We start from the raw sequence: 18,882 nt of genomic DNA, 5'->3' as shown, positions 1-18,882 counted from the left end.
CCGCCCGGCGTATGCTGCCCCGTTGGGGTATCCGTTTCGGTTTTGAGAGTTCATGCAAGAAATTAATCCCATTAAATACAAGATAGCCGACCTGCGTGAGCGTAGCGCCGGTCTGAAAAGCTATCTGGATTTCGATACAAAAAGTGAGCGTTTGGTGGAAGTGCTGCGCGAGCTGGAAGATCCGGCGATCTGGAACAAACCGGAACAAGCGCAAGCCATGGGCAAGGAACGGGCGATGCTGGAAGGCATCGTCAACACTATCCTAGAACTGGAACAAGGTCTGTCTGACGCTGAAGAATTGCTGTTGATGGCGGTGGAAGAAAACGACGAGGACACCGTCGATACCGTGGCCGCCGATCTTGAAGAGTACGAAAAGAAAGTCGCGGCGTTGGAATTTCAACGCATGTTCGCCGGGGAAATGGACCCGAATAATGCGTTTTTGGATATTCAGGCGGGTTCCGGTGGCACGGAGGCGCAGGATTGGGCATCCATGATCGAACGTATGTATTTGCGTTGGGGCGAGGCCAAAGGCTTTAAAACTGAGTTAATCGAGGAATCACCTGGCGATGTGGCCGGCATCAAGAGCGCGACCATCAAATTTGAAGGCCCGTATGCGTTTGGCTGGTTGCGTACCGAAACCGGGGTGCATCGTCTGGTGCGCAAATCGCCGTTCGATTCCGGCAACCGCCGGCATACTTCGTTTGCTTCGGTGTTTGTTTCACCGGAAATCGATGATGACATTGAAGTGGACATCAATCCAGCGGATTTGCGTATCGACGTTTACCGCGCCAGTGGTGCCGGTGGTCAGCACGTCAACCGAACCGAATCAGCGGTGCGGATTACCCATGGCCCTAGCGGTATTGTGACCCAATGCCAAAGCGACAGATCGCAGCATAAAAACAAAGACACGGCGATGAAGCAGCTGAAAGCCAAACTCTACGAGATGGAAATGCTGAAACGTAGCGAAGGCTTGCAGGCGATTGAAGACTCCAAATCGGACATCGGCTGGGGCAGCCAGATTCGTTCTTATGTCTTGGATCAATCTCGTATCAAGGACCTACGTACCAACGTCGAAACCGGCAATACCCAGGCGGTATTGGATGGGGCGCTGGATCAGTTTATTGAGGCTAGTTTGAAGAGTGGGTTGTAAGTTTGATAATCATTAGTTACGTCGTCGCCAAAGCATGATTGGTGAGTTTGAATGACACAAAATAACAACGAATTTTCATCTTTATCTGATCATGAGCTCGTGGATGCGTATGGGCATTCTGGAGACCCTTGGGTTCATGAAATGATTAGAGCAGAAGAGCGTCGGCGCGTGGCCGAGCGTGCTTTAGCTCAAGCGACAAAATCGCAATCGCTTCTTTGGTGATAGCATTTGCAAGCCTAATTGTTGCGATTATCGCATTACTTAAAACTGATTGACGCACACTGGGCATTCAAAGGGAAACGCTCCCGCTTTACTTCAAGCTCTGAATTTACTGTTGGAGGGACTATGAAAGGTTTTTCACGGATTACGTTTGACGCTACGGTGATGGGCGGAAAACCCTGTCTGCGAGGACTAAGGGTGACAGCGGGAATGCTCGTTGGTTTGGTAGCCAGTGGCTATTCGACCGAACAGATACTGGAGTTGTACCCGTATTTGGAAGCCGATGATGTTACGGAAGCCCTTCGTTTCGCCGCGTGGAGGGCCGAGGAGATTGAGTTACCATTGAATGCCGCGTGAAAATATTATTGGACATGAATTTATCCCCTGCTTGGACAGGTGTGCTAAACCAAGCCGGGTTCGATGCCGTACACTGGTCCACAGTCGGCCCTGCGGATGCTCCAGACGTCCAGTTATTTAAATGGGCCAGGGAAAATGAAGCCGTGGTATTTACCCACGATTTGGATTTTGGCGCGCTGTTAGCGTTGACCGGTGTGGAAGCACCGAGCGTGTTTCAAATTCGTACCCAAAATATTTCACCACAAGTGCTCGGACCGAGAGCTATTGAATTGTTGCACCGCTTCAAAACGGAGCTTGATAATGGTGCTTTGATCGTTGCCGACGAATTGCGCGAAAGAGTAAGGTTGTTGCCCTTAAGTCGCTAAATTTAAGCCTAATTTATCTCTATTAATAATTTTTGAAAATGTCAGAACTCGAACACGACGAACAAGAACAGATCAAACAACGCCGCGAAAAACTTAACGCTCTGCGCGAAGAAGGTATCGCATTCCCGACCGATTTTCGGCGCAACGTGGTGGCCGGTGAATTGTTGGCCGAATATGGCGATAAATCTGAAGAGGAATTATTAGCCGAACCGGTACGAGTGAAGATTGCCGGACGGATGATGACGCGTCGCATCATGGGCAAGGCCAGTTTCTGCCATTTGCAGGACATGTCCGGACAGATTCAGGTCTATGTGGCCCGCGATAATTTGCCGGAAGGCGTATACAACGACCAGTTTAAAAAATGGGACATCGGCGACATCGTTGGTGCCGAGGGTACTTTGTTTAAAACCAAGGTGGGTGAACTGAGCGTCAGGCTTGACGATATTCGTTTGCTGACCAAAGCCTTACGGCCGCTACCGGAAAAATTTCATGGTATCGCCGATCAAGAGATCAAATACCGTCAGCGTTATCTGGATTTGATCATGAGTGACGAGACGCGCAAGACTTTTCTGATGCGCTCGAAAATCGTCAATTACATCCGCGAATTTTTGATCGCCCGCGACTTCTTGGAAGTGGAAACGCCGATGATGCAAGTCATCCCCGGCGGCGCCACCGCCCGGCCGTTTACCACCTTCCACAATGCGCTGGATATGGAGCTTTATCTGCGTATCGCGCCGGAGCTGTATCTGAAGCGATTGGTAGTGGGGGGCTTCGAGCGGGTGTTCGAGATCAATCGTAATTTTCGTAACGAAGGCTTGTCGACCCGCCACAACCCCGAATTCACGATGATGGAGTTCTACCAAGCTTACGCCGAATACGGCGACTTGATGGATTTGACCGAGGCCTTGCTAAAAGGTATTGCTGAAGATGTGGTTGGCAACAGCATCATTGAATATCAGGGTGATCAATACGATTTCGGCAAGCCTTTTGCCAGGATGACGGTGTTGGAATCCATTCTTCATTTCAATCCGGAATTAACCCTGGCTGACCTGACGACTCGCGAAGCTGCCGTGAAAGTCGCCGAGAATTTAAAGATTCCGGTTAAAGACAGTTATGGCTTGGGCAAGGTACAGATCGAGATTTTTGAAAAAACTGTCGAACATCGCTTGATGAACCCGACTTTTATTACCGCTTATCCGGTGGAAGTGTCGCCGTTGGCGCGTCGCAACGACAATGATTCGCACGTGACTGACCGTTTCGAGTTTTTCGTCGGCGGCCGTGAGATTGCCAATGGCTTTACCGAGTTGAACGACGCCGAGGATCAGGCTGAGCGCTTTCAGAAGCAAGTCGAGGAAAAAGAGGCTGGCGACAACGAAGCGATGCATTTCGATGCCGACTACATTACTGCACTGGAACACGGCATGCCGCCCACGGCGGGTGAGGGCATCGGGATCGACCGTTTGGTGATGCTGTTTACCAACTCGCCTAGCATTCGCGACGTGCTGTTGTTCCCGCACATGCGTCCCAAAAACTGATGTCACAATCAGACGACTATGTCGTGTTATCGCTATAGGATCTAAGAGAAAATTATGAGCGTTGAAGCCAAAGAATTTAAAAATGCCCTTAAATTATGGGCCAGCGGTGTGACGGTGGTGACAACCCAAGGGCGCGATAATCAGCCCAGAGGGATGACCGCCACGGCGTTTAGTAGCGTGTCAGTGGAGCCGCCGCAAATATTGGTTTGCCTCAACCAAGCGACCGATACTGGTGCTGCTTTGTTGGAAAGCCGCCGCTTTGCGGTGAATATTTTGAATAATGCACAAGAGGACGTTTCCAATCAATTTGCCGGCAGTACCACCCAAGAACAGCGCTTTGCTAGTATCGCCTGGCAAGTCGGTGAGAATGGGGCGCCGATTTTGAGCGAAGCCTTGGCGGCGCTGGAGTGTCGGGTAGTGCAACAGGTGCAGGCCGGTAGCCACTGGGTGATTATTGGTGAAGTGGATAACGTAGTTTGTCGGGAAGGTGATCCATTGCTGTATTACCATTCTGCCTATCGAACGGTTGCTACACAAGGCTGAAGATTTTCTGTCGCTTGTTATGTCTATACGCTCCGACAATTGTTGTATTTGCGACAAATGCCGCATGAACTGTAGGTGAATAGCTGTTGTTTTTGGCGATACCTTTTTTTGTAATACCTTGAACTACAAACAAAATAACGGTTTTTGAAAAAATGGCCGTTATTTTGCTTAGGTAACTTTGAGTTTTATCCAACCTTCAGAGTTATCACGGAGTTATCAATGTCAATTAAGGTCATCAAAGAATTTTCTGAAAAAGCCAAAGGCGATGAGGGGCTGAAAGAAAAGCTGAAAGCCTGCGTCAAAATCAAGGAAATGCTGTTATTGGCTAAGGAAAGCGGGTTTGAAATCGAAGAAGACGAACTGTATCCACCCAACGAACCACAATTCGTTGAAGAGCAGCTTTCAGAAAAACTCGCAAAAGCTCTGCTAAGAGTTTAACGACTGAGTGCCATCCTGCCGCCCGGCGGGATGGCAGCCCAATTATCGGTATGGTGTAAAACGACCGGTAAATTCTAAAAACGACTCGACAACGGTAAACTACGCGTTTGCGGCTATCGAGGAGTTTTCAAACATGTTCAATGCTATCAACGCTCCCCAACTGATGGGGATACTCAATGTCACTCCTGATAGTTTTTCCGATGGCGGTAAGTTTACCGGCGTGGCTGCAGCGATAGCACAAGCTGAAAAAATGATCGCTGAAGGTGCCGATATTATTGATGTCGGCGGTGAGTCGACTCGGCCAGGCTCGGATCCCGTCACGGCGGATGAACAAATTCGCCGAGTGGTGCCGGTGATTAGCGCAATCCGTGCGAGCCATCCCCACGTTCAAATCAGTATAGATACCACCTTAAGCCAGGTTGCTTCAGCGGCGGTGGCGGCGGGGGCGAGTATCATCAACGATGTCTCTGCCGGGCAGAGCGACCCTAGAATGTTGGCTTTTGCGGCGACAGCCCAAGTTCCCATCATCCTGATGCATATGCAGGGCACGCCTAAAACTATGCAAGACCGGCCGCATTACGACGATGTACTGGCTGATGTGCTGGCCGCTTTGCAACAACGTATTGCCGAAGCGTTAGCGGCAGGCGTGTTGGCGGAAAATATCGCGATAGACCCCGGCATTGGTTTTGGCAAAGGTAAACAAGACAATATTGATCTTTTAGCGCATTTATCCTGCTTCGTCGACTTGGGTTATCCCGTGTTATTGGGAACCAGCCGCAAGCGTTTTATGGGTAGTATCTGCAATGTAAACGAACCCTCCGAATTGGTAACCGCAACAGCCGTGACCACGGCACTGGGGGTGATGGCGGGTGTAAAAATGTTTCGGGTACATGATGTCAAAGCCAACCGGCAGGCTGCCGATGTGGCGTGGGCCATCAAGCAGGTGCAGTGACCGAACTCCATCCGCGGCTACAGGTATTGCAGGCGAAATTGGCTGCATCGCCGCTGACCAGGATTAACGACCCGGAATTAGCAGGCCGGCAGTTGGAATTGTGGATCAAACGCGACGACTTGCTGCATCCGATTATCTCGGGCAATAAATGGCGCAAACTTAAATATATCCTCAATCATGCCTTATGCGCTGGCGCCGATTGCATAGTCAGCATGGGCGGGGCCTATTCCAATCATCTCCATGCCTTGGCTTTTAGCGGTAAAGCTTTGGGGTTGAAAACCATAGGCTATATTCGCGGTGAGAGGCCCCCGCAACTCAACGCGACGCTGCATGACCTGCTTGACTGGGGCATGGAGCTGCGCTTTGTGTCGCGTAACGACTATCGGCAATTGCGCGACTATAAAGCACATGACAGCTTGCCTGGTCTTCAGGCTGGTCAATACTGGTTGCCGGAAGGCGGCGCCACGGACTTGGCTTTGCAAGGCGTTGCCGAACTGGTCGATGAAATCGAAATCGATTTCGACATAGTGGCCGTAGCCTGCGGTACCGGTACCACTCTGGCAGGTTTGCTGGCCTCGCCGCTAACTCAACAGGCTATCGGCGTGGCCGCGCTGAAGGGTGGCGACTTTCTAATCGACGATGTCGAGCAATTGCTGAATAAACAGGGAATAACCAGTCATGCGGACCGGCGAATTCTAGTGGATTACCATTTCGGCGGTTTCGCCAAAACGACACCGGCTTTGTTGGCGTTTATGCAGGATTTTCAGCAGCGGCACGGTATCGAGCTGGAGCCGATTTACACCGGGAAGCTGTTGTTCGCGCTCTGCGATTTAATCCGGAAGAGATATTTCCCGGCTGGGCAGCGGATAGTGGCAATCCATACCGGTGGTTTGCAAGGCAAGCGCAACTAGCATTCCTGGCGGTTTTACCGGTTAAAAATCAAATAGATATTGAGTCATTACGCAAAATGGTGATAATAGCCACGGCCTAAAAAATAATAAAAAGGTGGCACCGTGGTTGCACAGATCATTTCATTCCCCGAGCAAAAAAGTAGCAATAAACTGGCGGTGTCTTTCCGCTTTTTACTGAGTTTGTACGCCATTGTGCCGCTGTGTTTATTGGTGCTTTGGCTAGACAAATTCGGCTTTAATTTCGCGCTACGCGATATGCTGCCGAGTAGCCCGACCCATTTTTTGTTGTTTCAAATTTTGTTCGGTACCCCGCATATCATCGCCAGCAATCTTCTGTTGGCCAGCCACCATGACTATCTGCAAGCCTTTAAAAGCAAATTAATCGCCATGACTTTGTTCATCATGGTTTTTTTCGGCATCGGCAGTTTGTTTATTCCTTACCGGGCGCTATACATCATTACCGCGTGCTGGACGGTATATCATGTTTTAAAGCAACAGCAGGGCATCGCCAAGGCGGTGTGTCGATTGCCGAGTTGGGCGTTTTATCTGCAATTGTGGCTCAGCGTTAGTGCCGGGATTTTTATTTATATGGGGATATTTCTAAAAAATAGCCTGGAGCCGGAGCAAGCGGCGTTAGTGTTGCAGGTTGCTAGCGTGCTGACGGCAGGTTTGTTGATTAGTACCTTGGTATGCCAACGCCATGTACCCAGTCGGTTTGGGCTGTATTTTCTGTGGGCCAATACTCTGCTGGTCGCCAGCAGTTGGTATGTTTACAGCCAGCAGTATTATTTTCTGGCGATCTTGATGCCGCGCTTGGTGCACGATATTACCGCGTATAGTTTTTACGTGACTCACGACGTGAACCGTCATGGCGAACAGCCGCAAAATAACTTGTTCCGGGCGGCAACGGCGATTCGATTACCAGTTTGGTTGGTATTGCCGCTGTTGTCGTTTGTTTTGACTTATCTGTTACAGGCCTATGGCGACGATCTGGTCAATTTATTGCTGCAAACCTTGTTTTCCACGCAAATTTATAAAGCCGTCACTTTGGGTTTTCTTGGTTATTTGGCCCTGATGCATTATTACACTGAGGCGTTCGTCTGGGCGGCCGGCTCGCCGCTAAGGCGTTATATTCGCTTTAGCGGCGTTTAGGCCTAATGCGGCAGCGTGTAACCCACTTTAATGGTGACCTGCCAATGCGCAACCTTGCCATTCTCGATATGGCCGCGGGTTTCCACCACTTCAAACCAACGCATATTCTGGATGGTTTCGCCGGCTTTGGCGACGGCGTTTTCGATGGCTTGTTGAATACCTAGGCTGGATGAGCCGGTCAGTTCGACTTTTTGATAGACATGTTCTGGCATGAGGTTTACTCCCGTTGATGGTTGAATAGGGCTTGGTAGGCGCGCGCAGCCGATTCCGGTTCATGGTCAAATACGCCACCTATCACCGCCAATAAGTCTGCGCCAGCAGCCAATAGCTGTCCACCGTTTTCCGGCAGAATGCCGCCGATGGCGACTATGGGCACGTTTATCGATTGTTTGGCGCGTTGCAGGCTGATAATTTCGGCGGCTGCGGCCAACGGTTTCGAACCGGAAGGGAAAAAACGGCCGAATGCTACGTAATCCGCGCCGGCCGCGGCCATGGCCTGCGCTTTTTTCACATCGTTATAACACGATACGCCGATGATGGCGTCCGCACCTAACAGGCGCCGCGCTGCAGCGATTTCGCCATCGTCGCGACCTAGATGCACACCGTCAGCACCAACTGTCAACGCCAGTTCGACGCTATCGTTAATCAACAGTGGAGCATCGTAGGCGTGGCAGACGTCCAATAAAAGGTTCGCTAATTGCGGTGCATCCAGCGGATCTTTGTCTCGATATTGAATTACGGTTGCACCGCCGCGCAAAGCCGCTTCTACGTCTTTTACCACTTGGGTAATAGTTTTGTTTTCGGGTTGGGTGATGGCGTACAAGCCTTGGCGCGGAAATTTCATGCTTCTACCCAAAATAGCCGGTCCGGATTGTATTGGCCTTGTCCGGGGCGGTAGGCGGCGGCCAGCGATTGCCAGGTAAACTCCTGAGCTTCACTGACAGCAGTAAATACATCAAGACCTTGAGCCAGCAGCGCGGCGCTAGCGCTGGCCAGCGTGCAGCCCGAGCCATGATAGCTGTGCGGCAAGCGTTCCCAGTTAAATGTTTCATGTAAATTGTCGGGCATGTACAAACGGTTATGCACTAGCTCGGAGCTTTCGTGGGTGCCGGTGATCAGCACGTATTCGGCGCCTTTGCTTTGCAACAATCGGCCGCAGTCGCCTAGATCGCTTTGCCTCGAAAGGCGGCGGGCTTCTTCGCTATTGGGGGTTAATAGGGTGGTCAGCGGCAGCAGTTGCTCGACGATCACGTCAATTAATTGCTGGCCGGCCAATGCGGTGCCGCCGCCGGCTGCCAGTACCGGGTCCAGTACTACCGGAATAGCCGGATGTTGCCGCAAAATTTGCGCAATCGCTTCGGCCACGTCGGCATCGCCGATCAGGCCGATTTTGAAAGCGGAGACTTTAAAATCCGCCAACAGAGTTTGTGCCTGGCTGAGAATGTCTGCGGGCTGTTGCGGAATCAACTTGTTGACGTTGCGGCTGTCCTGTTCGGTTAACGCAGTAATCACACTAGCCGCATGGCATTGGTGGCTGACGATGGCTTCGATGTCGGCTTGCACACCTGCGCCGCCGCTAGGATCGTGGCCGGAAAAACACAGTACCACTGGGCGATTGCGGCTCATGTGTCTGCTCCTTCCAGTAATTTAAGAAATTCCTGCTCGGTAATCACGCTGACGCCTTTCTCGCGAGCGGCATTGGTTTTATTGGCGCCGACATTGTCGCCGGCTACCAGATAGTCAGTCTTCGCCGATACCGAGCTACCGACTTTAGCACCTTTGCCCTTGGCGAGTTTGCTCAAGTCGTCGCGACTGCCACTGTGCAGGGTGCCGGTGAATACCAAAGTTTTGCCGGCCAGCGGATGAGCATTGTCAGTGGTTTGGTTTTGCGTCGAGGTGAGATTAAAACCCAGTGACATCAGGCTGTCGAAAAGGGGTTTGATTTTCGCAAAGCCTTCCGTGATCACCGCTGCTGTTTTTTCCGCAAAACCTTCGATAGCGACGATCTCGGCTTCGCTGAGATTAAAAATCTCCGCCAAGGTGTAATGCGCCAACAGCCGTTCGCAGTTGCCCAAACCCATTCGAAAAACGCCGAACGCAGAGAGAAAACGCCAGTCTTCGATGGCTTCGTTGCGGCTGCGCACTAATTGATCGACCAGGTTTTGCGATTGCTTGGGTCCGAAGCCCATGTTTTCGAATTGTTCGGCGCTTAAGGCGTAAATCTGGTCAACGCGGCGGATGCCATATTCGTAAAGCTTTTTGATCGTCGCTGCCCCAAAGCCGTCGTTGTTTTTCAGCACCCGGAAGAAATGCTCCATGCTGTTGCTGATTTGCGCCGGGCATTCCAGGTTGTTGGGGCAGATCAAATAGTCGTTATCCCATATCAAGTCGTGGCCGCAGCTGGGACAGGCACTGGGCACTTGCGGCTCGGCCGGACGCAGCACTTCCTCGATTTTGGGGATCACTTCCCCGGAGCGGGCTAGGCGGATCAAGGCGCCCGGACCAATGCCCTTATCCAGCACCATTTTGTAATGATGGGCGGTGGCTCTGGACAGCAGGGCGCCACTGAGTCGCACCGGCTCCAGTTCGGCAACCGGGGTGATGCGGCCCGAACGCGAGGTTTGCGGGGTAACGCCGATGACGGTGACTTCGGCGGTTTCCAGGTTTTCCTTGTAAGCCAGTTGCCAGCGGTGGTGGTGGCGGGTGGCGCCCATTGCTTGCTTGAGCTGATCGTCGACGATTTCCAGAATCACGCCGTCCACGTCGTAATCCAGTTTATGCCAGATGTCTTTGACGATGGTGTCGAAGTTATTGATCAGGTCCTGCCAGACGCCTGTCCAGGTCGGCAATATCGCAAATGGATAAAACACCGCGGCATGGTCGGCAATAGCGCGTTCGGCGTGCTCGTCCAGCTCCTTTTCCTTGATCACACTGGCTTGGAAGTTACGGGCGTTGTCGAAAAAGTCGGCCAGATTGGAGTCGAAATAACTGCGGCTGACCACGATCTCGCCGGCGCCCAGGCCGCGCGGGCCTTGATTGGCGACTTGCAAGCCGCGCTCGAATACGCGGGTAATGTCGGTGCCCTTGCGGCCATCGCCGCGGGTATACAGCATTTGGCCGTCGTCATAGGCGGCGTAGCCATCCAATTTGGGCGTGACTTTAAAAATCAGTTTGGCAAAGTTTTTGTCGAGATCGCCAGCGACTTTTTCGATGCGTCCAGCCCAGCGCTCCACTTCTTCGCGGCTATACGCTTTGTCGGTGGACAGCATCACGGTCGGCAGATCGACGGTTTTGCCGGCGAAAGCGGGTTCCGGCTCGACTGTGTGCAGCAGTGGATGCTCGGGCTGACGTTTTTTCAGTTCAGCCAGATAAACGAAGTCGTAATCGGCATCGCTGATGATCGGTTCGCCGCCGCGATACAAAGTATTGGCAATCTCCAGGAACGTCACTAATTCAGTGTCCGTGACGGTATGCAGCAAATCCGCGCGTGCGCACAATTCGCAAAAGCGTTTCTCACCAAGATCGTTCGGATCTAGGGTGGTCTGTAAAAGAATAGCTTTTTGACTGTCGGTAAGCATGCCGGGGATAGATGTGTCGGGTAGGGCGGCGATTATAGAGGATAATATCGCAAAAAAAAGGCGGGAGAGAGAACTCGCCCGCCGAAGCATCTATCTTTCAAGAGGATCATGTCAACGGTAGGAAATCGCGTGACATGGGCTTAATATAAAGTTTTATAGGGAATAAGCGTTGATCTAGGTCAATATTTGGCGGGTTATTGAATAGCCTGTTCTTCAGCCGTATTGGTGGCGGGGTGGCAGGTTTTACACAAGCCATGAATTTCAATGGTTTTACGCTGCGGTACGAAGCCGGCATCGCCAAGTTCTTTGGATAACGCGTTGAGTACCGAGGGCGCGGCGCGTTCCTGAACCGTATGGCACGCGGTGCAGATTAACAGTAGTTGATCGTGTTGGGTGCCGGAGCAGTGGCAGCCGACGAACGCATTTAAACTCTCCACCCGATGAATCAGGCCTTGTTCCAACAGAAAATCCAAGGCCCGGTAGACTGTCGAAGGTTTTGCGGCATCGTTTACCGGCCTGATTTGATCCAGCAAGTCGTAGGCTTTAACGGCCTTATGGCTGTTCCAGATCAGTTCCAAAATCTTATGGCGGATGGGGGTCAGTTGCACGCCGCGTGTTAAGCAAAGTTGTTCGGCTACACTTATCGCCCTGTGGATGCATACGTTATGGTCATGCTCTGGTGCCGGAAAAGTTGCTTGGTCGGTCATTTTACAAAGGGTGATTAGGTTCATTCATTTTGTGGATGCGGTAAGTTATAGTGCCAGCATAAACAACCCATTTCAAATCGGATTATCAAATAGAGTTTGTGTGTTTTTAAGGCGCGCGGTTAAGCGCCATAGTATGGTTGTTTGGCGGTTTCTCGGCGGACTTTTGCGAAGCGGCTATAAGTAATTTTGAGGCAATAAATGAGAAGGATTACATTCCTGGTTTATGCAGTGCTATGGATTTTGTTGATTAGCCTGAACCTTTACCAGCAAGTCACGGATACCAAACAGTACGCGCAAAAAATTGCCACGCGGCAGGCAGAGATGTTTTTCGATCATATCGTCTTGATCAGAAAATGGAATGCGTTGCACGGCGGCGTTTACGTACCTATCACCGAGGCTACTCAGCCCAATCCTTACCTGGAAGTTCCACATCGCGATGTAGAGACCACCGATGGCAAGCGCCTGACTTTGATTAACCCAGCCTATATGACTCGGCAGCTCTCGGAAATGGGCGGCGAATCGGGTATTGCCTTTCATATTACCGGTTTTAATCCGCTTCGCCCGGAAAATCGGCCGGACCAATGGGAGTCAGAGGCATTGTTGGCGTTCCAGCAAGGTCAAAAAAGCGTAAGCAGTATCGGTACTATCAACGGGCAATCTTTTTATCGTTACATGGCGCCGCTGCATGTCGATCAGAGTTGCCTGGTTTGCCATCAGCGGCAAGGCTACAAAGACGGCGATATTCGCGGCGGTATTAGTGTCAGTATTCCCAGCGCCAGTATCGATGCTTTTGTGAGCGAGCGCCTGGAGCATTTGATGATCACTCATGCAATCGTGGCAGTTATCGGTTTGATCGTATTGCTGTTGTCTTATTTGGCGCAAGCCAGACTGAGCCAGCGCCTGGATAAAGCCAAAAGCCGCATGCAACTGGCGTATCTGGATTCGTTGACCCTGTTACCGAATCGTCGTTACTACGATGCCTTTGTAAAAAGGGAATGGAAGCGGGCCTTGCGGCATAAATACCCTATCTCGATGATCATGATAGACATCGATTTCTTTAAGCTATACAACGACAATCTTGGACATATCGAGGGCGATCATTGCTTACGGCAAGTGGCTAAAACCTTGAAGCGTTTCTTTAGACGGCCGGGCGATTTGATTGCACGTTACGGCGGCGAAGAGTTTTGCGTGGTAGCGGCCTGTGATACCGACCAAATCATGGTATTGGCCGAAATTCTGCGTAAAGCCGTCGAGAATATGCGGTTGCCGCATCCGGCTTCCAAAATTTCCGAATTTGTGACGATCAGTCTTGGTGTTGCCAGTATCGTTCCGAGTGACGACCTGTCTTTCGAAAGTCTGCTGCACGCGGCGGATCAGGCGCTATACGATGCCAAGGCCTCCGGTAGAAACCGGGTTGGCAAACGCCGGGTTTGAAATGATGGCAAGGGCCAGTGTTTGATCGGCCCTTGCCATGTGTCTAGTTACGAATGTTTTTCCAATAGTTTGGCATGAGCCGCTGCCAAGCGAGCCACGGGAATGCGCGGCGCCGAACACGATACATAGTTCAAGCCTAAGTCATGAACGAATTTAATCGAACGCGGATGCCCGCCGTGCTCGCCGCAAATGCCAATTTTCAAGTCCGGGCGTTGCTGACGTCCGAGTTCCACGGCCATTTTCATCAATTTGCCCAAACCTTCGACATCCAGTGTTTCGAACGGGTTGTCTTCCAGCAATCCTGATTCTTCGTACAGCGGCAGGAATTTGTTTTCGGCGTCCTCGCGGGAGAAGGAGAAAGTGGCTTGGGTTAAATCGTTGGTGCCGAATGAAAAGAAAGCAGCAGTCGCGGCCAGACGGTCGGCACGGGTGCAAGCTCTTACCGTTTCGATCATTGTGCCGAACTTGAAGTTGAGCTTGAGCTTGTATTGCGCTTCCACTTCCGCTTGAATTTCGTCCACGTAAGTCTTAACGGTTTTCAGCTCCTGCGCGGTGATCACTTGCGGCACCATGATTTCCGGTTCGACCGAAATCCGCTGTTTGACGCATAATGCCGCTGCTTCCAGAATCGAGCGGATCTGCATTTTGTAGATTTCCGGATAGCTCATGCCTAAACGAACGCCACGATGACCCAGCATCGGATTGACTTCGTAAAGCTCCAGCACTTTATCCAGCATCATCTGTTTTTTGCTGATCGCTTCCAAAATTACGTCTTCGTTCAACATGTTGAACGGTGCCGGCATTTCCGCCGGATGTGCCAGGGTATCCAGTGTGACGCGTTGGCCTTTGACGATGGTCAGGTAGTGTTTCAGCGCATCCAGCTCGTCGATCAATTGATGCTCGTTAGGCAAAAACTCGTGCATAGGTGGATCCAGCAAGCGCACGGTCACCGGGTGCGGCGACATGGCTTCGAACAACTGTTGGAAGTCGTCGCGTTGAATCGGGAACAGTTTGGCTAAAGCGGCTTCGCGTTCTTCGGTGTTGTGCGCCAGAATCATGTCTACCACCAAGGGCAAACGGTCTGCAGCATTAAACATGCGTTCGGTACGGCATAGGCCTATGCCTTTGGCGCCGTAGCTGACTGCCAGTCTCGCGGTTTCCGGCGTATCGACATTGGCATGTACACGTAGGCGGGCAATGCTGTCGGCCCAGCCCAGCAAGGTTTTTAATTCCTCAGAAAAGGACGGCGGAATGGTCGGAATCCGGCCCAAATAGATATTGCCGTTGCTGCCGTCTATCGTAATCAGGTCGCCTTCCTTGATGTGGATGTCGCCGACGATAGCCAAGCGGGCGCGTACATCGACTTTAATGTCTTCCGCGCCAGCCACGCAGGCTTTGCCCATACCGCGTGCCACCACGGCCGCGTGCGAGGTTTTGCCGCCCCGGCTGGTCAAGACGCCTTGTGCGGCGAAAAAGCCGTGGATGTCTTCCGGTTTGGTTTCTTCGCGCAGCAAAATCAAGTCTTGGCCGGTTTTACCCAGTCGAACGGCGGTATCTGCATCGAAGACGCAATGGCCGCAAGCGGCGCCAGGCGAAGCCGGCAGGCCTTGGGCAATGGCTTTGACTTCGTGATTGGGGGCCAATTGCGGATGCAGCAATTGTTCCAACATATCCGGATTGATCCGGAGCAGCGCTTGTTCTTTGCTGATCAGGCCTTCCGCTACCATGTCGATGGAGGTTTTCACCATCGCGGTCGCGTTCATTTTGCCGTTTCGGGTTTGCAAGCAATACAGAATGCCACGCTCTATGGTGTACTCGTAATCCTGCACTTCGTGATAATGCGCTTCCAGTTTATTGCGCAGTTCTACGAGTTGCCGATATTGCTCCGGCATTTCCTTCGCCATTTCGTGAACCGGTTTGGGGGTACGAATACCGGCGACCACGTCTTCGCCTTGCGCGTTGACCAGGTATTCGCCGTACATCTCGTTGACACCGGTGCCAGGATTACGGGTGAAACCGACGCCAGTTGCGCAGTCGTCGCCCATATTGCCGAATACCATCGTGACGATATTGACGGCAGTGCCGTTGGCAATATCGGGAGTGATGTGAAACTCGCGGCGGTAATCCACCGCACGTTTTCCCAACCAGGAATTGAAGACCGCACGAATGGCAATTTCCAATTGTTGGTAAACGTCTTCCGGAAACGGCCGGCCGGTTTCTTCATGGACTACGGTCAGGAACAGTTCGCTGATTTCCTGGAGTTGGTCGGCGGTCAACGCCACATCGGCTTTGATGCCGGCCGCACGCTTGACATTGTTGAAATGCACGTCGAATTTTTCGTCGTCGATACCCAACGCCACCTTGCCGAATAATTGGATGAAACGCCGATAGGCGTCGTAAGCAAAGCGCGGGTCATCGGTCATTTCGATTAAACCGGCCAGGGTTTGCTTGTTCAAGCCCAAGTTCAGAATGGTGTCCATCATGCCCGGCATCGAGATGGCCGAGCCGGAACGTACCGAAACCAGTAGCGGGTCGTTGGCGCCGCCAAATGACTTACCGCTCAGTTGCTCGATTTCGGCGATTTGCTGACGAACTTCGTCCATCAGATCGACGGGTAACTGTTTGTTTTCCAGGTAAGTCAGACAGGTTTGGGTGGTGATGACAAAGCCCGGCGGTACGTTAAAGCCCATTTGCGTCATTTCGCAGAGGTTTGCGCCTTTGCCGCCCAGTAATGCCTTGTTTTTGCCGTCGCCCGTATTGAATGAATAGCTGTATTTTGGAGTCATTATGGCCTTGTCGAAGTGTTGATGTTAGATGATGGCTGCGGGAAACGCCTTGGGTACCTTGTTGGCGTCTCGTGATGCCGGGTATTGCGGTTAGAATACCCCACTTTTTACCTATTTTTTCGAGTCATTACAAGTTACGCGCCATGGATAAATTTGATGTCATCATCGTCGGAGCCGGCGCGTCTGGCTTAATGTGCGCCATCGAAGCCGCCAAACGCGGCCGGCGGGTGAAAATAGTGGAACATGCCAATAAGCCGGGCAAAAAGATTCTGATGTCCGGTGGCGGCCGTTGTAATTTCACCAACTACAGCATAGCGCCGGAAAATTACATTTCCAATAACCCGCATTTTTGCAAGTCGGCGCTTAGCCGCTTCACGCAGTGGGATTTTTTGAGCTTTATTCAGCGTCACCAAATAGCGTTTCACGAACGTCTGCACGGGCAATTGTTTTGCGACAATAGTGCCAAGGATATTCTGGATGCGCTGTTAAAAGAATGCGGCCAAGTTGGCGTGACGCTGGCGTTAAATTGTCGGGTGGAGCGATTGGAGAAACTTAGCGACGGCGATTTTTTACTGCACACCAGCAACGGTGTTATGTCTGCATCGGCCTTGGTCATTGCCAGCGGCGGCTTATCGATACCGAAAATGGGCGCCACGCCGTTTGGTTATAAAGTCGCGGAACAATTCGGCATCAAAGTTTGGCCTACGCGCGCCGGATTGGTGCCGTTGACTCTGCAGCCGGAGGACTCACAGCGCTTTACCCCGCTGACCGGTATTGCGGTACCTTGCAGAGTAAGCAATCAACAGCAGTCGTTTACAGAAAATATTTTATTCACCCATCGTGGTCTAAGCGGGCCGGCTATCCTGCAAATTTCCTCGTATTGGCATCCCGGCGAAGCTCTGCATGTGGACCTACTGCCGGATATGGACCTGGCGGAGACATTGAAAGAAAAACGGCGCCAAGGCAGCAAGCTAAAAATCCAAAATCTACTGGCTGACTACTTACCCAAACGCTTGTTGCAAGCTCTATTGGACGAGCGGCAGTTGGATACAACCGTTGCCAATTGCGCCGACAAAGATCTGAACGCGATCGCGGAAAATCTACATAACTGGACCATCAAACCGAATGCCACCGAAGGCTATCGCACCGCCGAAGTAACCGTCGGCGGCGTGGATTGCGATGCGATTTCTTCGAAAACCATGCAGAGTTTGCAAGTGCCGGGGCTGTATTTTGTTGGGGAAGTGTTGGATGTAACCGGTTGGCTAGGGGATATAACTTTCAATGGGCTTGGTCTTCCGGGTGGTGTGCGGGACAGTATGTTTGAGTAATGGGTAGTGGCTTAAGCTTGGCCGGGTTCATGCCATAAGCGTTTGGCCTATTCACATTGCCTGTGTGATAATCGGTTTCAACTGCTAAGCTTCTGCTAACAGAAAACTGAGGAAACCATGTCAAACGATACTTTACTGGTCAGGCACAACGCCACCGGAAAAGAAGTTGAATATCCGTTGTTGAAGGGGTCTTTGGGTGCAGATACTGTCGATATTCGCTCTTTAAACAAAGATCTTGGGTGTTTTACTTACGATCCGGGCTTCATTGCCACGGCTGCTTGCAAAAGCAAAATCACATACATTGATGGCGATAACGGGATTTTGTTGTATCGCGGTTATCCCATCGAGCAATTAGCCGAAAACTGCGAATTTACTGAAGTTGCCTATTTGCTGATGAACGGCGAACTGCCCAATGCCGTGCAGTTGCGTGACTTTAACGAGGAAATCAGCGATAGGGCCATCATCCATGAAGCTTTACGCAAATTCTTTGACGGTTTTCATTACGATGCCCACCCCATGGCGATGCTGGTGGGGGTGGTGGGGTCCTTGTCGGCGTTCTATCATAGTGATCTGAACATCAAAGACCCTGCCAGCCGCATGATCTGTGCGACTCGGCTGATAGGCAAGATGCCCACCATAGCAGCCGCGTCTTACCGGCATTCCATCGGTCGGCCTTTTGTTTACCCTCGCATGGATCTGAGTTATTGCGAGAACTTCCTGAACATGATGTTCTCCCGTTCCTCGCAAAACTATATCGATCAAGAACATTACATCGATCCCAATCTGGTCCAAGCACTGAATCTGTTGTTTATTCTGCATGCCGACCACGAGCAAAACGCCAGTACCTCTACGGTACGCATGGCGGGCAGTACCGGCGCTAATCCTTATGCCTGCGTGGCAGCCGGCATAGCGGCGTTGTGGGGACCGGCTCACGGCGGTGCCAACGAAGCGGTTTTGAATATGTTGGCGCAAATCGGTAGCGTCGAAAACGTACCCAAATATATCGCTAAAGCCAAGGATCACGACGACCCGTTCCGCTTGATGGGCTTTGGGCATCGGGTTTATAAAAACTTCGATCCGCGCGCCACCATCATCCGCAAAACCTGCTACGAGGTGTTGAGCAGAACCAACACCAACGATCCGCTGTTTGAACTGGCCTTGGCCTTGGAAGAATATGCGTTGAAAGACGAATATTTCATCGAGAAAAAACTCTACCCCAATGTCGATTTCTATTCTGGCATTATCTATAAAGCGTTGCACATCCCCGTCGAAATGTTCACCGTGATGTTTGCAATAGCCCGAACCGCCGGCTGGATTTCACATTGGCTGGAGATGATGGAGGAGCCGGGTACGCCGATCAGCAGGCCGAGACAGTTATACGTCGGGCCGCCGCGGCGTGACTATACAGCTGTGAATAATCGCTAAAT

19 protein-coding genes are annotated in these 18,882 nt (G+C 51.6%); 13 read left to right on the top strand and 6 right to left on the bottom strand.

Translation table 11 applies throughout. From position 1 onward, the window contains the following. The first annotated feature begins 52 nt into the window (after positions 1–52). The 10 genes from prfB (at position 53) to EBB_RS11725 (ending at position 7,622) form a co-directional block, all read left to right on the top strand. Positions 53–1,150: a peptide chain release factor 2 gene (gene prfB / locus EBB_RS11770; RefSeq protein WP_192394040.1), complete on the top strand. Its 1,098-nt coding sequence runs from the start codon at positions 53–55 to the stop codon at positions 1,148–1,150. 51 nt (positions 1,151–1,201) lie between these two features. Beyond that, positions 1,202–1,372, top strand: coding sequence for a hypothetical protein (locus tag EBB_RS11765; RefSeq protein WP_192394039.1), 171 nt, complete (start codon positions 1,202–1,204; stop codon positions 1,370–1,372). Between the two features lie 123 nt (positions 1,373–1,495). Beyond that, the gene (locus tag EBB_RS11760; protein WP_033157397.1) at positions 1,496–1,726 is read left to right on the top strand and encodes a DUF433 domain-containing protein; all 231 of its coding nucleotides are present in this window, start codon (positions 1,496–1,498) and stop codon (positions 1,724–1,726) included. After that, the gene (locus EBB_RS11755) at positions 1,723–2,091 is read left to right on the top strand and encodes a DUF5615 family PIN-like protein (RefSeq protein ID WP_192394038.1); all 369 of its coding nucleotides are present in this window, start codon (positions 1,723–1,725) and stop codon (positions 2,089–2,091) included. Before EBB_RS11760 ends, EBB_RS11755 begins: the two co-directional genes overlap by 4 nt. A gap of 38 nt (positions 2,092–2,129) precedes the next feature. Beyond that, positions 2,130–3,626, top strand: coding sequence for a lysine--tRNA ligase (gene lysS / locus EBB_RS11750; protein WP_192394037.1), 1,497 nt, complete (start codon positions 2,130–2,132; stop codon positions 3,624–3,626). Positions 3,627–3,680: 54 nt separating this feature from the next. Then, complete coding sequence (locus tag EBB_RS11745) at positions 3,681–4,169, top strand: flavin reductase family protein (protein ID WP_192394036.1); 489 nt, start codon at positions 3,681–3,683, stop codon at positions 4,167–4,169. Positions 4,170–4,388: 219 nt separating this feature from the next. After that, positions 4,389–4,607 carry a Nif11-like leader peptide family natural product precursor gene (locus tag EBB_RS11740; protein WP_020482391.1) on the top strand — a complete coding sequence of 73 codons (219 nt, stop codon included), beginning with the start codon at positions 4,389–4,391 and terminating at the stop codon, positions 4,605–4,607. A gap of 133 nt (positions 4,608–4,740) precedes the next feature. After that, complete coding sequence (gene folP / locus EBB_RS11735; protein ID WP_192394035.1) at positions 4,741–5,559, top strand: dihydropteroate synthase; 819 nt, start codon at positions 4,741–4,743, stop codon at positions 5,557–5,559. Continuing rightward, a complete protein-coding gene (locus EBB_RS11730; protein WP_229427574.1) occupies positions 5,556–6,470 on the top strand; it encodes a 1-aminocyclopropane-1-carboxylate deaminase/D-cysteine desulfhydrase in 915 nt (304 codons plus the stop codon). Before folP ends, EBB_RS11730 begins: the two co-directional genes overlap by 4 nt. 102 nt (positions 6,471–6,572) lie before the next feature. Continuing rightward, positions 6,573–7,622, top strand: coding sequence for a hypothetical protein (locus EBB_RS11725; RefSeq protein WP_192394033.1), 1,050 nt, complete (start codon positions 6,573–6,575; stop codon positions 7,620–7,622). Positions 7,623–7,624: 2 nt separating this feature from the next. Here the strand turns inward: EBB_RS11725 and EBB_RS11720 are convergent, their stop codons facing one another. The 5 genes from EBB_RS11720 to EBB_RS11700 form a co-directional block, all read right to left on the bottom strand. Further along, a complete protein-coding gene (locus tag EBB_RS11720) occupies positions 7,625–7,834 on the bottom strand; it encodes a dodecin (protein WP_192394032.1) in 210 nt (69 codons plus the stop codon). A gap of 5 nt (positions 7,835–7,839) precedes the next feature. Further along, a complete protein-coding gene (gene thiE, locus EBB_RS11715) occupies positions 7,840–8,466 on the bottom strand; it encodes a thiamine phosphate synthase (RefSeq protein ID WP_192394031.1) in 627 nt (208 codons plus the stop codon). After that, positions 8,463–9,248, bottom strand: a complete 786-nt coding sequence (gene thiD / locus EBB_RS11710) for a bifunctional hydroxymethylpyrimidine kinase/phosphomethylpyrimidine kinase (protein WP_192394030.1) — start codon at positions 9,246–9,248, stop codon at positions 8,463–8,465. The genes thiE and thiD overlap by 4 nt, the downstream gene beginning before the upstream one ends. Beyond that, a complete protein-coding gene (locus EBB_RS11705; RefSeq protein ID WP_192394029.1) occupies positions 9,245–11,200 on the bottom strand; it encodes a BRCT domain-containing protein in 1,956 nt (651 codons plus the stop codon). The genes thiD and EBB_RS11705 overlap by 4 nt, the downstream gene beginning before the upstream one ends. A 194-nt stretch (positions 11,201–11,394) precedes the next feature. Then, positions 11,395–11,907: a transcriptional repressor gene (locus tag EBB_RS11700; RefSeq protein WP_225587414.1), complete on the bottom strand. Its 513-nt coding sequence runs from the start codon at positions 11,905–11,907 to the stop codon at positions 11,395–11,397. A 198-nt stretch (positions 11,908–12,105) separates the two neighbouring features. Between EBB_RS11700 and EBB_RS11695 the strand changes: the two genes are divergently transcribed. Next, the gene (locus tag EBB_RS11695; RefSeq protein ID WP_225587413.1) at positions 12,106–13,341 is read left to right on the top strand and encodes a diguanylate cyclase domain-containing protein; all 1,236 of its coding nucleotides are present in this window, start codon (positions 12,106–12,108) and stop codon (positions 13,339–13,341) included. A 47-nt stretch (positions 13,342–13,388) separates the two neighbouring features. On the opposite strand, the gene ppdK is transcribed toward EBB_RS11695, so the two are convergent. Beyond that, entirely contained in the window at positions 13,389–16,127 is a 2,739-nt protein-coding gene (gene ppdK, locus EBB_RS11690; RefSeq protein ID WP_192394027.1) for a pyruvate, phosphate dikinase, read from the bottom strand. Positions 16,128–16,270: 143 nt separating this feature from the next. On the opposite strand from ppdK, the gene EBB_RS11685 reads away from it, so the two are divergent. Then, the gene (locus EBB_RS11685; protein WP_225587412.1) at positions 16,271–17,455 is read left to right on the top strand and encodes a BaiN/RdsA family NAD(P)/FAD-dependent oxidoreductase; all 1,185 of its coding nucleotides are present in this window, start codon (positions 16,271–16,273) and stop codon (positions 17,453–17,455) included. Positions 17,456–17,572: 117 nt separating this feature from the next. After that, a complete protein-coding gene (locus EBB_RS11680) occupies positions 17,573–18,880 on the top strand; it encodes a citrate synthase (RefSeq protein ID WP_192394026.1) in 1,308 nt (435 codons plus the stop codon). Positions 18,881–18,882: the final 2 nt, after the last annotated feature.

It is taken from the genome of Methylomonas fluvii (assembly GCF_014850975.1).
GTDB lineage: Bacteria > Pseudomonadota > Gammaproteobacteria > Methylococcales > Methylomonadaceae > Methylomonas > Methylomonas fluvii.
This window is presented reverse-complemented; position numbering and strand designations above follow the sequence as displayed.